The organism is Mesobaculum littorinae (assembly GCF_004011175.1).
GTDB lineage: Bacteria > Pseudomonadota > Alphaproteobacteria > Rhodobacterales > Rhodobacteraceae > Tranquillimonas > Tranquillimonas littorinae.
The window spans coordinates 205337-219202 of the sequence record NZ_RQXX01000002.1 but is presented as its reverse complement, the minus strand read 5'-3'; the positions used below and the strand labels follow the sequence as shown (position 1 = coordinate 219202).

The window sequence follows — 13866 nt, the reverse complement described above, 5'->3', positions numbered from 1 at the left end:
AGGCGTGAACCGCGCGTCCGACCCCGGGCGGCATTTCGCCGTCCCCTCCCCGCCGCCCGGCGGGATCATGCAAATCCGCGCTATCTTGTTGGCATGCCTTGGAAACCCTGCCGTCGCCCCGGCGTTTCCCTCCTGTCACACTACGGGAGACAAACCGATGGACACCCCTCTCGAACTCGCCTTCCACAACATGGATGCCTCGCCCACCGTCGAACGGCGGGTCCGCGAGCGTGCGCGGAAGATGGAGCGCTACTTCAAGCACATCACCTCGGCCCATGTGGTGGTCGAGCTGGACCACAAGTCCGGTGGCGCGGCCAAAGCCTACCACGTCCGGATCGAGGCCCGCGTGCCCGGCAAGGAACTGGTCGTCAGCCATGATCCCGGCAAGGCCGACCGCTATGACGTGTTGCAGACGGTAAACGCCGCCTTCGACGCCATGGACCGGCAGCTTGAGCAGTTCTCGCAGACCGTGCGCGGCGACGTGAAGACGTTGGACGCCGCCCCCACGGGCCGGGTCCGGCGGCTGTTCGGCGACTACGGCTTCATCGAGACGGCCGAGGGCGAAGACATCTGGTTCCACCGCGCCAGCGTGTCCGGCGATGCCTTCGACCAGCTGAGCGAAGGCGATCCCGTCGCCCTTTCGATCAGCCGCGAAGGCAATAACGGCATGGGGCCGCAGGCGGCGTCGGTCCGACCCGCCTCTCAGATGGCGGCGTCGAACATGGCCTGACCCCGGCGCGCTCCATCCCCGGATGCCCGCCCCCGAGATGCCCGCCCCTGGCGGCACATCGCAGGGGCGGCGCATGGGCGGGCCGGTCCTCCAGCGGCCCGCCCATGCTTTGATCAGGCGCGGTCAGGGCGCCGCTTGTCCCGGGAACCGTCCCCGGGGCCGTTGCGCGGGCCCGTGCGCCGATCGCCATGGCGGTCGGGACCGCCCGCATCGCCATCTGCGCCACCGGTCTTGCCGTCAGGTCTTGCCGCCGCGCGGGGCCGGGGCTAACCCCTCGGTCCATGGCGAAGCTCTATTTTCACTATTCCACGATGAACGCGGGCAAATCGACGCTGCTTCTACAAGCGGCCCACAACTACCGCGAACGGGGGATGGAGACCTACCTGCTGACCGCCCGGCTGGACCGGCGGGCCGGCGAGGCGCGCATCGCCTCCCGCATCGGTATCGGCAGCGCGGCCGATACCTTCGCCCCGGGCGAGGACCTGTTCGAGCGTCTGCGCGACCGGCTGCGGGACCAGAATATTCACTGCGTCTTCGTCGACGAGGCGCAGTTTCTCGAACCCGCGCAGGTCTGGCAGCTGGTGCGCGTGGTGGACGACCTGCACCTGCCGGTGATGTGCTATGGCCTGCGGGTCGACTTTCTCGGACATCTCTTCCCGGGCTCCGCCGCGCTTCTGGCGGTGGCGGACGAGATGCGCGAGGTGCGCACGATCTGCCATTGCGGGCGCAAGGCGACGATGGTCATCCGGCGCGACGAAGAGGGCCGCGTGGCGACCGAGGGCGACCAGGTCCAGATCGGCGGCAACGAAACCTACGTGGCCCTCTGCCGCCGCCACTGGCGCGAAGCGGTCGGAGACCGCGCCGCGACCTGACCCACCTTCCCCGCGCCCCTGGCCATGGCCCCGGGCATGCCCCCCCTGCCCTGGCGCATGCTCTTCCACCTACCCAACCCCGCTCCTCCACCGGGGCCCGAAGCCGAGACCGAAGATTCCGAGCGCCGGTCGGGCGTCCACCCAAGGACGGCTGATCGGTGGTTCGTCGCGGTGCCTCGCAAAGGGGCGTCGCGGCGAATGGGCGTCTTCCGGGGGGCAGCCGAGGGGGGGCGCCACTGCTCTTCGCGTCCCCGCGCAGGGACGCGCGGCACCTGTTGGCGACCGGCCCGGCACCCCTTGCACGCAGGGGCGACGACGGGCCGGCCGGCCGGGCGCGGGGGTTCCGCCGGGCCCTAGGGCTCGACCAGGTTCGGCGGCGTCTCACCTGCGAAGAAGGCGCGCAGGTTCTCGACCGCCATCATCCCCATCGCCTCGCGCACCTCCAGCGCGGCGGTGCCGAGATGCGGCAGCAGCGCCACGTCGTCACGGTCGCGCAGCGCCTGCGGCACCTGCGGTTCCCCCTCGTAGACATCCAGCCCCGCGCCACCGATCTCTCCGGCCTCCAGCGCGGCGATCAGGGCGGCCTCGTCGACGATGTCGCCACGGGCGATGTTGACCAGCCGGGCATGTGGCCGCATCGCCGACAGGAACCCCGCATCGACAAGGTGGCGCGTCTCCGGCGTGGCCGGCACCGCCAGCACCACCACGTCCGCCGCGCGCGCAAGCTCGTCGAGCGTGTCGACCTGCCGCGCGGGCACGCCCGCATCCGCGACCCGCGAACGGTTGTGGAAGATCACCTCCATCCCGAATCCCGCCTGCGCGCGTCGTGCGATGGCCTTGCCGATCCGGCCCATGCCGACGATGCCCAGCGTCTTGCCGCCCAGGTGCAGGCCCAGAAGCTGCGTCGGATGCCAGCCGGTCCAGTCGCCCGCCCGCACCAGCCGCTCGCCCTCGCCCGCGCGGCGGCAGGACATCAGGATCAGCATCATCGCGATATCGGCGGTGGCATCGGTCACCGCGCCGGGGGTATTGGCCACGGCGACACCCGCCGCCTTGGCCGCGCCCACGTCGATATGGTTGTAGCCCACGCCGAAATTGGCGAGCAGCTTCACCTTCGGTTCCGGCACCAGCCCGAAGGCCTGCGCGGAATAGGCGTCACCCAGAGTCGGCAGTACCGCGTCGTAAAGGCTGAGCGTGGCGGCGGCCTCTTCGGCGGTCATCGGCATCTCGCTGTCGCGGGTCGCCACGTCAAACGCGTCGCGCGCGGCGGCCATGACGCTGTCGGGCAGCGTCCGCGTGATCAGAACCTTCGGCATCAGAACATCCTCCCGCCCAGCGGCACATCGATATCTGGCCGCAGCAGCACGACCTCTCCGTCTTCGTCGGGGATCCCCAGCACCAGCACCTCGGACATCACCGGGCCGATCTGGCGGGGCGGGAAGTTCACCACCGCCAGCACCTGTCGGCCGACCAGATCGGCGGGACTGTAATGCCGGGTGATCTGAGCCGAGCTTTTCTTTTCGCCCAGCTCGTCGCCGAAATCGACCCAGAGGCGGATCGCGGGCTTGCGCGCCTCGGGAAAGGGCTCGGCCCGGGAAATGCGGCCCACGCGGATGTCGACCCGCTGGAATTCGTCGAAGCCCAGATCGCTCATCCCCGAAGCTCCCGCGAGCGGTCGGCGGCGGCCTTGACCGCGCGACGCAGGAGCGGCGGAAAGCCGGTCTCGTCATCCATCAGCACCTTGAGCGCCGCGGCCGTCGTGCCGCCGGGGCTGGTCACCCCCTCGCGCAGCGCGGCCGGGGTTTCCCCCGCGCCCTCGGCCAGCGCGCCGGCGCCCGCGACCGTGGCGCGGGCCAGTTGCAAGGCCAGTTCGGGCGACAGACCCTCGGCCTCGCCCGCCTGGGCCAGCGTCTCGATCAGGTGGAACACGTAGGCGGGGCCCGAGCCCGAGACGGCGGTGACCGCGTCCATCTGGCCCTCTTCCTCCAGTCGTACGGTCTGGCCCACGGCGCTCAGCATCTCCTCGGCAAGGCCGAGATGCGGCGTCCCGGCGTCGTTCCCGACAAGCGCGGTGATGCCACGGCCCACGGCGGCGGGCGTGTTGGGCATGGCGCGGATCACCGGCGTGCCCGTTCCGATCGCCTCCTCCAGCAGGCTGATGGGCGTGCCCGCGGCGACCGAGATCGCCAGCGTGTCGCCACCGCCGATGCCCGCGATCTGGGGCAGCGCCTCGGCCATCATCTGCGGCTTCACGGCGACCAGCAGCACCGCCGGGCGCTGGGGCAGCGACCCGTTCAGGTGCAGCCCGTCGACCGAGCGCAGCCAGTCGGACGGAGCCGGGTCCTGCACGTAGACCGACGCGGGCGGAAACCCGTCGGCCAGCCAGCCCTTCAGCAGCGCCGACCCCATGCGCCCGCAGCCCAGCAGCACGATGCCTCGCGCCTTCACCTCGTTCATGTCCATTCCGCGGTCCCTCTCCCTTGTCTCGTCTGGCGCCGACCCTAGCGGCAGCACGGCCAAGGGCAAGCCCGCGGGAACCGCCGGGCCCCGCCGCCACTTTCCCCGCCGATGACACAGGACACCACACCCCCGCCCGCCGCCCAGAGCACCGCCCAGCCCACCGCCGGGCCCGAGCTGCCCCGCAGCCCCGACGCGGTACGGCGCCGGATCGCCGATCACCCCGTGACGGGCACGCCCGCCGAGATGCGGCAGGGCTTTGCCGACCGGATCGGTCCACAGCCCGCCGCCCGTCCCGCGCTGATCGGGCAGGTCGAGGCGCTGGTGGTGGGCGACGGTCCCGATTGCCTGTTCTTCCACGGCGGCGGCTATGTTTTCGGCGCGCCTGAAACCCATGTTGCCGCCGCGCAGGTGATGGCCGAGGCCGGTCTGCGGGTGATCCTGCCGCGCTATCCGCTGGCGCCCGAAGACCCCTGGCCCGCCCAGCCCGAAGCCGCGCTCGCGCTGCTCGAGGCGCTGCCCGGGCCGGTCGCCGTGGCGGGGATCAGTGCCGGCGGCCATCTGGCGCTGACGCTGGGTCTGGCCGTGCCCGAGCGCATCGCCGCGCTTGGGCTGATCTCGGCGAATACCGACCGCAGCGGGCTGAGCGCCAGCCGCGCGCCGATGAGCGAAGAGGACGCGATGAACTCGGACGCGGACGACGCCGCGCTGGCGCGCCTTGTTTTCGGAGACCGACCGGGCGGCGATCCCGCAGTCTCGCCCCTGCTCGAGGATCTCTCCGAGCTGCCACCGCTGAAGCTGGCGGCGGGCGGGGCCGAGGTTCTGCTGGACGACACGCTGCTGCTGGCCCACCGCGCGGCGCTGCAGGGCGCGTCGGTCTCGCTCGACATCGCGCCGGGGCAGTTCCACATGGCCCACATGTGGCCCGAGGCGTTTCCCGTGGCGCGCGCCCAGCTTCTGAGGCTGGCGCGCGGCCTGCGGGCCGAACTGGACCGCGCGCGTGCCGATGAGGCCGGGCGCAGCGGCGCGGGGGGCTAGCGCCCCCACCCCCGAATGGACCTCCCCAAATGGACCTCAGCCTGCCGCGGCGGCTTCGAGCCGCGGGTAGCGCAGGCCCAGGGTCACGCCGCGGGCGACGAAGGACACGATCAGCGCCGCCCACAGGCCGTGGTTGCCCATCGCGGGCACCAAGAGCAGGGCGGCCAACGCGTAGACCAGCGCCGAGATCACCATCATGTTGCGCATGTCGCCGGTCCGGGTTGCACCGATGAAGATGCCGTCCAGCATCCACGCGGCGAGCCCGGCCAGCGGCGCCAGCACCATCCACGGCAGGAACAGCCGCGCCGTTTCGCGCACCTCGGGCGCCGTGGTCATGATGTCGATGACGGTGCCGCCCGCCAGCGCGAAGGCCAGCGCCAGCAACCCGGAAACGGCCAGCCCCCAGACCGAGGTCATCAGGCTGGCGCGCCGCACGAGGTCGGTGCGACGGCGGCCGAAGGCCTGGCCCACCAAGGCCTCGGCCGCAAAGGCGAAACCGTCCAGCGCATAGGCGGTGATCTCGAGGAACTGCAGCAGGATCTGGTTCGACGCCAGCGCCACGTCGCCGAAGCGGGCGCCCAGGAACATGAACGAGACGAAGACCCCCTGCAGCAGCAGCGACCGGATCAGGATGTCGCCGTTGACGGCCGCCATCCGGGTCAGCCGAGCGGGGTCAAGCACCCTAGCCCGGTCGCGCCACGCCGTGCCGCGGAAGGCGTCGCGGCAGAACCACAGACCCAGCGCAAGGCCCGACCACTCGGCGATCACGGTGGCCACGGCCACGCCGCCGACACCCCAGTCGAGCCCCAGGACGAACAGCAGGTCGAGCCCGATATTGAGCGCGTTCATCGCGATCTGGATCACCAGCACGGCGCGGGTCCGTTCGGCCGCGATCAGCCATCCTGTGATCCCGTAGATCGAGATCAGCGCCGGCGCCGACCAGACGCGGATGCCCATGTAGGTCCGCGCCAGCGCCTCGACCTCGTCCGAGGCGGGGGCGACCGCGAAGGCGCCCGCGAAAAGCGGCCATTGCAGCGCGATGATCGCGGCGCCCGCGGCCATGCCGATCAACAAGGCGCGCGACAGAAGCGCGTCGGCCTCGGGCCTGTCGTCCGCCCCCAAAGCCTGGCTCGCCAGCCCGGTCGTGCCCATCCGCAGGAAACCGAAGACCCAGTAGAGCGCGGTCAGGATGATCATCCCCAGCCCCACGCCGCCGATCGGCGCGGCCTCGCCCAGCTGGCCCACGACGCCGGTATCCACCGCGCCCAGGATCGGCACGGTGGCGTTCGACAGGACGATCGGCCCCGCGATGGCCAGCACGCGGCGATGCGTGATCGGTCGCGGCGCGGCGCCGGGGTGCGTGCCGCTCATCGCGGCTCAGACGCCGGGGGCGCCGGGTCCATGGCCTCGTCGTCGGCGAAGGCCGCACCGGGACCGGCCGAAAGGTCGGGCATCATGAAATGCCCCGAGGCCTGCGCGAAGAGGCGCGCGCGATTGTCCTGCCAGCCCTCGACCCGGACGCTGGCATAGCGGCGCCCCTGCCGCACCACCACGGCGCGGGCATAGGCATCGCGCGGCAGACCCGAGCGCAGGAAATCGACGGTGAAGTCGATGGTGCGCGGCAACGGCGGACGCACGCCCGGGGCGGCGGCACCCGCCCCGCCCTCCATCTGCGGCCAGAGCTGCGACCACGCCAGCTCGACCACCGCGGCGGTTTCGAGGAACGCCGCCGTCACGCCGCCGTGCAGCGCGGGTAGGAGCGGGTTGCCGATGTTTTCGTCGCGGAACGGCAGAACGGCGGTCAGCTCGTCTCCGCGACGCTCGAACCGGATGCCGAGGAAGGCGAGGTAGGGCAGACCGCCCACCAGCGTGTCGAGCGCGGCATCGCGCCGCTCTTTCACGACCTGCACGGGTTCGGGACGGCGGCTCATGTCGCCTCCCCCGCCAGACGCGGCGCGTGCAGGGTAAAGGCACCCTGCATCAGCGCGACGGGGCGCTCGACGTCGTCGTCGGAGGCCGTGGCGCGGACGAAGGCGACCGAGCGGGTGACACGCAGGCATTCGGCCCGGGCCCGCACCGCCTGCCCCGGCGTCGCGGCGCGCATGTAGTCGATCCGCAGATCCAGCGTCGCGGCGCCGGCGTTGGCGGCGGGATGCGCCATCACCGCGGCGCCGCCGCAGGTGTCCATCAGGGTCGACACCGCGCCGCCGTGCAGCACCCCGGTCGCCGGATCGCCCACCAGGTGCGCGGCCCAGGGCAGCTCGATCTCGGCATGCCCGGGCGATACGGACAGCAGCCTGAGCCCCAGGACCCGGGCGTGAGGCAGGGCCTCGATGAATTGCTGCGCGATGCGCAGGTATTGATCGTCGGACAAGGAATGCGCCTCCGTTGCTCGCCCCAGCGATAGTCGCCCGGCAGAACCGCAGGCAAGGTCTAGTTGCGAAAGACGTCCCGGCAGCGTCGCCGCCCTGACCCGCCGGTGACGATCCGATCAACCCCGCCCATGTCCACCCCGCGGCGCCGGAGGCGAGTTTCCCGCCCACCGCGGACCGGCGCAGGGAACACCGCGCCGCCCGCGCCGTTCCCCCTTCGGATCGGGAACTTCGGGAGCCGCGATGAAACTCTGTGTATTCGGCGCGTTGGGCGCCACGGGCCGCGACATCGTCGACGCGGCGGTCGCCAACGGCCACGATGTCCGGGCCTGCGACATGGCCCGGGACCCCGGCAACGCCCTGCCCGCGGGCGTCGAGTATCGGCGGGTCGATGTGCTGAACGACGATCCCGCCGCGGCGGTCGCGGGCTGCGACGCGGTGCTCTCGGCGCTCGGCCTCGCCTTCGGGCCCAAGGCGGCGATGGACCCTCCGCCGCTTTATTCCGACGGCACGCGGGCGATCATCGCCGCGATGGAGGCGGCGGGACGGCCCGAACGCCTGATCGTGATCTCGGCCACCTTCATCGCCACGCGCGACCGCGGCCCGGTGTGGTTCCGGGCGGCGGCGAACCTGGGCCTCGACCGCATCTTCGCCCAGATGAGCGAGATGGAGCATGCCCTGCGCGCCTCGTCTCTGGACTGGACGGCGGTGCGCCCGGGCTGGCTGATGGACGGCCCCGCCACGGGCGACGCCACGGTTGTGGCCGACGTCATTCCGCAGGGAATGATCCGCACCCGACACGCCGACCTTGCCCGGTTCATGCTGCACTGCGCCGAAACCGGAGAATGGAGCCGCGCCACCCCCGCCATTGCCCGCCCCGAGCCGGAGGAGAAGAGCTCGCTCTCCGCCCTGTTTTCCGAACTTCTGCCCTAGGGCGGGGCAATTGCAGCTACAATTGCACCTGAATGGGGGCCGCGTTAGAGTCCGCCCTCGACCCCTCGTCCCACGAAAGCCGCGCCGATGTCCGATCAACGCCTGACCTTCAAGGAGATGTGCGCCCGTTTCGAGGTCACCCCCCGCACCCTGCGGTACTACGAGTATATCGAGCTGCTGGAGCCGCAGCGGGAAGGCCGCAGCCGGTTCTACAACGGCCGCGACATCGCCCGCATGACGCTGATCCTGCGCGGTCGCCGCTTCGGCTTCAGCCTGGAAGAGATCCGGCAGTGGCTGGAAATCTATGATACCGAGGGCAGCCGCGCGCAGAACGCGGCGTGGATCGGCATGGCCGACCGGCAGCTGGCCGCGCTGGCCGAAGAACGCGAATCGCTCGACCGGTCGATTGCCGACCTGCAGCAGCTGCGCGATGACGTGGCGGCAAAACTCGGGCGGGACAGCTGACGGGCGATTGGCTTGCGGCCGATAAACCTCAGAAAGTTACCACTTTTCCCGGTTTCGTATTCCTAAGATTTTACCGGCCGGTAAATGACGTCACGTTGTCATTACGCGTGGGCAACCCGGTCTTGTAAGCTGTCTTCGAAACGCGCATTCCGGGGCCTTTCCAACACCACCGGGAGCCACTGATGAGTGAGAACCTGATGACGATCCGGCAGATGTGCGACACGTTCGACGTGACCCCCCGCACCCTGCGCTTCTACGAGGCGAAGGAACTGCTGTTTCCGCGCCGCGAAGGCCAGAAACGCCTGTTTGATCGTCGCGACCGCGCGCGCCTGAAGCTGATCCAGAGGGGCAAGCGTTTCCGCTTCAGCCTCGAAGAGATCCGGCAGCTGCTGGACCTCTACGATCAGGATGACGGGCCGCGCCGCCAGGTTGCCGCCGCGCGCGAGGTCGCCCAGGCGCGACTGGCCGAGATGATCGCCGAGCGGGACGCGCTGAGCGAGGCGATCGAAGACCTGCAACAGACGATGCAGCACGACGACGGTGTTCTGAACGCAAAGGTGCACAAGACCGCCGCCGAATAGTATCGCCTGCCACGGCACCATCGAGGAGGAGAGATCGATGCCGACCTACCGGGCCCCTGCCGAAGACATGCAATTCCTGCTGCACGACGTGCTGCAGGTCGATCGGGCCGAGGTGCCGGGCTACGACATGCTCGACCGCGACACCACCGCCGCGATCCTCGAGGAGGCGGGCAAGCTGGCCGCGGGCGTGCTTGCGCCGCTCAACGCCATCGGCGACCGCCAGGGGTGCCGGCTGGAAAACGGCGTGGTGCGCACACCCGAAGGCTTTTCCGAGGCCTTCGGCAAACTGCGCGAGGGCGGCTGGAACGGGCTCGACCTGCCCGAGGAGTTCGGCGGTCAGGACCTACCCTACCTCATGTCCACCGCGGTGGGCGAGATGATGGTGTCGGCCAACATGGCGCTGAACATGTACCAGGGGCTGACCCATGGCGCGATCTCGGCGATCCTGACCCACGGCACCCAGGCGCAGAAGGAGACCTATCTGCCCAAGATGGTGTCGCTCGACTGGACCGGCACGATGAACCTGACCGAGCCCCACGCGGGGACGGATCTTGGCATCATGCGCACAAAGGCCGAGCCGCAGGACGACGGGTCGTATCGCATCACCGGGCAGAAGATCTTCATCTCGGCCGGCGAACACGACATGGCCGACAACATCGTCCACCTCGTGCTGGCGAAGGCGCCGGGCGGGGGCGAGGGCACGAAAGGCATCTCGCTCTTCATCGTGCCCAAGTTCATGGTCAACGAGGATGGCAGCCTCGGCGACCGCAACGGCGTCACCTGTTCGAAGATCGAAGAGAAGATGGGCATTCACGGCAATGCCACCTGCGTCATGGACTATGACGGTGCCACCGGGTTCCTTCTGGGCGAGGAACACAAGGGAATGCGCGCCATGTTCACGATGATGAACGAGGCGCGGCTGGGCGTCGGCCTGCAGGGCTATGCCCAGGCGGTCGCCGCCTACCAGAATGCCGTCGACTACGCGCAGGATCGCCTGCAGGGGCGCGACGTGACTGGCGCGAAGAACCCCGACGGCCCCGCCGATCCGATCATCGTGCATCCCGACATCCGCCGGTCGCTGATGGACCAGAAGAGCTTCGTCGAAGGCGCCCGCGCCTTCACCTTCTGGGGGGCGCACCTGATCGACCGCCACATGCGGTCCGAGGATGCAGAGGCCGAGGGCCTGATCTCGCTCCTCACCCCGGTGATCAAGGGCTTCCTGACCGACAAGGGCTTCGACATGGCCATTCAGGCCCAGCAGATCTACGGCGGGCACGGGTATATCGAAGAATGGGGCATGTCGCAGTTCGCCCGCGACGCCCGTATCGCGATGATCTACGAAGGCGCGAACGGCATCCAGGCGCTCGACCTCGTGGGCCGCAAGCTGGCCCGCGACGGCGGCAAGCACGTGATGGGCTTCTTCGAGCTGGTGAAATCCTTCCTGAAGGACTCGGCCGAGGACCCGCATCTCGCAGGCTTCCACGAGCCGCTCAAGGCGGCGTCGAAAGACCTGCAGGCGGCCGGCATGTTCTTCATGGAACGCGGCGCCAAGTCGCCCAATGATGCTCTGGCTGGGTCCTACGACTTCATGCACCTCTTCGGGCATGTCTGCCTGGGCCTGATGTGGGCCCGGATGGCGCGCGCCGCAGGTGCCGGGCTTGACGCAGGTCAAGGCAACCCCGAGTTTCTCAAGGCCAAGATCGCGACGGGCCGCTATTACATGGAGCGCCACCTGCCGGCCACGGGGATGCACCTCGCCCGCATCCGGTCGGGCGCCGACACCGTGATGGCGCTGGACGAGGCACAGTTCTAGGTCCGCCGCGCCCCCTGACCCCGGCAGGCCCTTTGGGAGGAGGACGACGATGCCGAAACGCTTTCGCCTGACGCGCCGCTTCCCGGCCGCGATGACCGAAGACGGCTACCGCCGCCTGCGGAAATTCGCGGCCGAAGCCGGCCTGGACGAGGGCGAGGCTCTGTCGTTCCTGTTCGAGAACTTCGACAGCGTGACGGACACCGACACGCTGACCCACCGACTGCGGATCTTCAATTCCGACCTGGATACGAGGAAACGATGATGCGGCGCGGGCTTGAGGGACGGGACCGCCTCCGGCGGGAGTATTTTGAAAGAGAAGAAGGCAGGGGCGGTGCGCCCCGTCGACGCCTGCAACTCAATGCGGACCTTTTCGGGGTCGGTCGACGGGGCGGCTTCTCCTCTTGCGGTCATCGCCTCTCCAGGCTGTACCGCGCGCCAAGGCTGACAGGGGTTCGGTTAAAGAAATCTTACCCCGTTTCTTCTCTTTGCAAATACTCTCCGGGGGTGCGGGGGTGGAAAACCCCCGCTCCGACACCGGCAAGGGAAGGCCCCCGATGATCAAGCTTTACTGTTTTGGAGAGAGCGGCAACGCCTACAAGGCTGCACTGCCCCTGGAATTCTCCGGCCTCGCGTGGGAGCCGGTCTTCGTCGATTTCTTCAACGGCGAGACGCGAACCGATGCGTTCCGCAGGATCAACCCGATGGGCGAGGTCCCGGTGATGATCGCACCCTGCGATCCTGACGACGACAGCTGCGTCGACACCCTCGTCATGACGCAATCGGGCGTCATGCAGCAGTGGATCTCGGACCATACCAAGCGGTTCGGCGGCACCGACCCGATCGAGGACCGCGAGATCCTGCGCTGGGTTCTGTGGGACAATCACAAGCTGTCGTCGATGGCCGGCGCCCTGCGGTTCCAGATGAACTTCCTGCCCGAGGAGAAGCGCTCGGTCGAGGTCATCGACTGGCTGAAGGGCCGACTGCGCGGCGCCTTCGCGACGCTCGACGCGCATCTCGCCAGCCGCGACTGGATCGCCGGCGCCGCGCCGACCAACGCCGATTTCTCGTGCTGCGGATACCTCTACTACCCCGAGCCCTTCGGCTTCGACCGGGCCGAATGGCCCAACATCGCCCGCTGGCTGGACGGAATCGCCGCCTTGCCCGGCTGGAAACATCCCTATGATCTGATGCCCGGCAATCCGTCTGAGCGTGCCGGGAAGGAGGCCTGATGACCGACGCCTATATCTACGACGCCGTCCGCTCGCCGCGCGGCCGCGGCCGAAAGGACGGTTCGCTGCACGAGGTGACCAGCCTGCGCCTGTCGGCCGAGATGCTGAACGCGATCAAGGGCCGAAACGAGCTTGAGGGACACGCCGTTGAGGACGTGATCTGGGGCAACGCCACGCAGGTGGGCGAACAGGGCGGCTGCCTCGCGCGGTCCGCGGTTCTGGCCTCGGACCTTGACCAGCGGATCCCGGGGCTGTCGATCAACCGGTTCTGCGCCAGCGGGCTTGAGGCGGTAAACCTTGCCGCCAACCAGATCCGCGCCGGAGCGGGCGCGGGCTACATTGCCGGCGGGGTCGAGATGATGAGCCGCGTGCCCATGGGATCTGACGGGGCGGCCATCGCCGTCGACCCCAGCATTGCCATGGACAGCTATTTCGTCCCGCAGGGCATTTCGGCCGACATCATCGCCACCGAATACGGCTTTTCGCGCGAAGACGCGGACGCGCTGGCCGTCGAAAGCCAGAAGCGCGCCGCCGCCGCGTGGGAGGATGGCCGGTTCCACCGCAGCGTCGTGCCCGTGCGCGACCGCAACGGCCTGCCGATCCTTGAGCGCGACGAATACCTGCGCCCGGACACAGACATGCAGACGCTGGGATCGCTCAAGCCCGCCTTCCAGGACATGGGCGAGACGATGCCCGGCTTCGACAAGATAGCGCTGATGAAATATCCGCATCTCGAACGCATCAACCATGTCCACCACGCCGGCAATTCCAGCGGCATCGTCGACGGGGCAGCTGCCATCCTCCTCGGCTCGAAGGAGTTCGGCGAGCGTCACGGGCTAAATCCGCGCGCCCGCATCCGCGCCTCGGCCAAGATCGGCACGGATCCCACGATCATGCTGACGGGCCCGGTGCCGGTGACCGAGAAGATCCTGGCCGACTCGGGCATGAAGATTTCGGACATCGACCTTTTCGAGGTCAACGAAGCCTTCGCCGCCGTGGTCCTGCGCTTCATGCAGGCGTTCGAGGTGGACCCGGCCCGGGTCAACGTCAACGGTGGCGCGATCGCCATGGGGCACCCCCTGGGCGCGACCGGAGCCATCATCCTCGGCACGCTCCTGGACGAGATGGAGCGCAGCGACCGCGAGACCGGGCTCGCCACGCTCTGCGTCGCCTCGGGCATGGGCGCCGCAACGATCATCGAACGGGTGTGAGCGTGGTCGCCCTCCCCCAGTTCGAACCGCGTCCCAGGCAATGCCGGGGACGCGGCGCATCAACACCCGGCGCACAGGCAGTACGCGCCACCCGAAGGACGAGCCGGCCCTACGACAGTCGTCCGATGGTTGCAAACGACGCGTCGTTCACGCGATGGTGGCACC

General features: G+C 69.3%; 16 protein-coding genes. 10 read left to right on the top strand and 6 right to left on the bottom strand.

Annotated features, from left to right (window positions below; translation table 11 throughout):
* Positions 1-157 precede the first annotated feature (157 nt).
* On the top strand, positions 158-730 hold the full coding sequence (locus tag EKE94_RS05865; RefSeq protein WP_164870840.1) for an HPF/RaiA family ribosome-associated protein: 573 nt from the start codon (positions 158-160) through the stop codon (positions 728-730).
* A 281-nt stretch (positions 731-1011) separates the two neighbouring features.
* Positions 1012-1602, top strand: coding sequence for a thymidine kinase (locus tag EKE94_RS05860; RefSeq protein ID WP_127905678.1), 591 nt, complete (start codon positions 1012-1014; stop codon positions 1600-1602).
* Positions 1603-1955: 353 nt separating this feature from the next.
* Here EKE94_RS05860 and EKE94_RS05855 read toward each other — a convergent pair whose 3' ends face one another.
* The 3 genes from EKE94_RS05855 to proC are packed head-to-tail and all read right to left on the bottom strand — an operon-like array spanning position 1956 to position 4065.
* The gene (locus tag EKE94_RS05855; RefSeq protein ID WP_127905677.1) at positions 1956-2918 is read right to left on the bottom strand and encodes a 2-hydroxyacid dehydrogenase; all 963 of its coding nucleotides are present in this window, start codon (positions 2916-2918) and stop codon (positions 1956-1958) included.
* Positions 2918-3256: a tRNA-binding protein gene (locus EKE94_RS05850; protein WP_127905676.1), complete on the bottom strand. Its 339-nt coding sequence runs from the start codon at positions 3254-3256 to the stop codon at positions 2918-2920. The genes EKE94_RS05855 and EKE94_RS05850 overlap by 1 nt, the downstream gene beginning before the upstream one ends.
* Positions 3253-4065 carry a pyrroline-5-carboxylate reductase gene (gene proC, locus EKE94_RS05845; RefSeq protein WP_127905675.1) on the bottom strand — a complete coding sequence of 271 codons (813 nt, stop codon included), beginning with the start codon at positions 4063-4065 and terminating at the stop codon, positions 3253-3255. Before proC ends, EKE94_RS05850 begins: the two co-directional genes overlap by 4 nt.
* A gap of 105 nt (positions 4066-4170) precedes the next feature.
* Here proC and EKE94_RS05840 point away from each other — a divergent pair, with 105 nt between their 5' ends.
* Positions 4171-5097 carry an alpha/beta hydrolase fold domain-containing protein gene (locus tag EKE94_RS05840; protein WP_127905674.1) on the top strand — a complete coding sequence of 309 codons (927 nt, stop codon included), beginning with the start codon at positions 4171-4173 and terminating at the stop codon, positions 5095-5097.
* A 36-nt stretch (positions 5098-5133) separates the two neighbouring features.
* Here EKE94_RS05840 and EKE94_RS05835 read toward each other — a convergent pair whose 3' ends face one another.
* Genes EKE94_RS05835 through EKE94_RS05825 form a run of 3 tightly spaced genes read right to left on the bottom strand, consistent with a single transcriptional unit; the run spans position 5134 to position 7471 of the window.
* A complete protein-coding gene (locus EKE94_RS05835; protein WP_127905673.1) occupies positions 5134-6468 on the bottom strand; it encodes an MATE family efflux transporter in 1335 nt (444 codons plus the stop codon).
* On the bottom strand, positions 6465-7028 hold the full coding sequence (locus tag EKE94_RS05830; RefSeq protein ID WP_127905672.1) for a PaaI family thioesterase: 564 nt from the start codon (positions 7026-7028) through the stop codon (positions 6465-6467). The genes EKE94_RS05835 and EKE94_RS05830 overlap by 4 nt, the downstream gene beginning before the upstream one ends.
* A complete protein-coding gene (locus tag EKE94_RS05825; protein WP_206615024.1) occupies positions 7025-7471 on the bottom strand; it encodes a PaaI family thioesterase in 447 nt (148 codons plus the stop codon). The genes EKE94_RS05830 and EKE94_RS05825 overlap by 4 nt, the downstream gene beginning before the upstream one ends.
* A 241-nt stretch (positions 7472-7712) precedes the next feature.
* Here EKE94_RS05825 and EKE94_RS05820 point away from each other — a divergent pair, with 241 nt between their 5' ends.
* From EKE94_RS05820 to EKE94_RS05790, 7 genes are all read left to right on the top strand, one after another.
* Positions 7713-8402, top strand: coding sequence for an NAD(P)-dependent oxidoreductase (locus tag EKE94_RS05820; protein ID WP_127905671.1), 690 nt, complete (start codon positions 7713-7715; stop codon positions 8400-8402).
* A gap of 87 nt (positions 8403-8489) precedes the next feature.
* Positions 8490-8867: a MerR family transcriptional regulator gene (locus EKE94_RS05815; RefSeq protein WP_127905670.1), complete on the top strand. Its 378-nt coding sequence runs from the start codon at positions 8490-8492 to the stop codon at positions 8865-8867.
* 182 nt (positions 8868-9049) lie between these two features.
* Entirely contained in the window at positions 9050-9448 is a 399-nt protein-coding gene (locus EKE94_RS05810; protein ID WP_127905669.1) for a MerR family transcriptional regulator, read from the top strand.
* A 37-nt stretch (positions 9449-9485) separates the two neighbouring features.
* A complete protein-coding gene (locus EKE94_RS05805) occupies positions 9486-11261 on the top strand; it encodes an acyl-CoA dehydrogenase C-terminal domain-containing protein (RefSeq protein WP_127905668.1) in 1776 nt (591 codons plus the stop codon).
* A 49-nt stretch (positions 11262-11310) separates the two neighbouring features.
* Complete coding sequence (locus EKE94_RS05800) at positions 11311-11523, top strand: hypothetical protein (protein WP_127905667.1); 213 nt, start codon at positions 11311-11313, stop codon at positions 11521-11523.
* A gap of 292 nt (positions 11524-11815) precedes the next feature.
* On the top strand, positions 11816-12490 hold the full coding sequence (locus EKE94_RS05795; RefSeq protein ID WP_127905666.1) for a glutathione S-transferase family protein: 675 nt from the start codon (positions 11816-11818) through the stop codon (positions 12488-12490).
* Positions 12490-13701 (top strand): acetyl-CoA C-acetyltransferase, encoded by a 1212-nt coding sequence (locus EKE94_RS05790; protein WP_127905665.1) that lies wholly within the window; start codon positions 12490-12492, stop codon positions 13699-13701. The genes EKE94_RS05795 and EKE94_RS05790 overlap by 1 nt, the downstream gene beginning before the upstream one ends.
* Positions 13702-13866: the final 165 nt, after the last annotated feature.

Bases quoted from the DNA above. Each gene is read 5' to 3' on its own strand.
- EKE94_RS05855 (WP_127905677.1), bottom strand. From the start codon at position 2,918: ATGCCGAAGGTTCTGATCACGCGGACGCTGCCCGACAGCGTCATGGCC.
- EKE94_RS05795 (WP_127905666.1), top strand. From the start codon at position 11,816: ATGATCAAGCTTTACTGTTTTGGAGAGAGCGGCAACGCCTACAAGGCT.
- EKE94_RS05815 (WP_127905670.1), top strand. From the start codon at position 8,490: ATGTCCGATCAACGCCTGACCTTCAAGGAGATGTGCGCCCGTTTCGAG.
- EKE94_RS05810 (WP_127905669.1), top strand. From the start codon at position 9,050: ATGAGTGAGAACCTGATGACGATCCGGCAGATGTGCGACACGTTCGAC.
- EKE94_RS05860 (WP_127905678.1), top strand. From the start codon at position 1,012: ATGGCGAAGCTCTATTTTCACTATTCCACGATGAACGCGGGCAAATCG.
- EKE94_RS05850 (WP_127905676.1), bottom strand. From the start codon at position 3,256: ATGAGCGATCTGGGCTTCGACGAATTCCAGCGGGTCGACATCCGCGTG.
- proC (WP_127905675.1), bottom strand. From the start codon at position 4,065: ATGGACATGAACGAGGTGAAGGCGCGAGGCATCGTGCTGCTGGGCTGC.
- EKE94_RS05800 (WP_127905667.1), top strand. From the start codon at position 11,311: ATGCCGAAACGCTTTCGCCTGACGCGCCGCTTCCCGGCCGCGATGACC.
- EKE94_RS05865 (WP_164870840.1), top strand. From the start codon at position 158: ATGGACACCCCTCTCGAACTCGCCTTCCACAACATGGATGCCTCGCCC.
- EKE94_RS05805 (WP_127905668.1), top strand. From the start codon at position 9,486: ATGCCGACCTACCGGGCCCCTGCCGAAGACATGCAATTCCTGCTGCAC.
- EKE94_RS05835 (WP_127905673.1), bottom strand. From the start codon at position 6,468: ATGAGCGGCACGCACCCCGGCGCCGCGCCGCGACCGATCACGCATCGC.
- EKE94_RS05840 (WP_127905674.1), top strand. From the start codon at position 4,171: ATGACACAGGACACCACACCCCCGCCCGCCGCCCAGAGCACCGCCCAG.
- EKE94_RS05790 (WP_127905665.1), top strand. From the start codon at position 12,490: ATGACCGACGCCTATATCTACGACGCCGTCCGCTCGCCGCGCGGCCGC.
- EKE94_RS05820 (WP_127905671.1), top strand. From the start codon at position 7,713: ATGAAACTCTGTGTATTCGGCGCGTTGGGCGCCACGGGCCGCGACATC.
- EKE94_RS05830 (WP_127905672.1), bottom strand. From the start codon at position 7,028: ATGAGCCGCCGTCCCGAACCCGTGCAGGTCGTGAAAGAGCGGCGCGAT.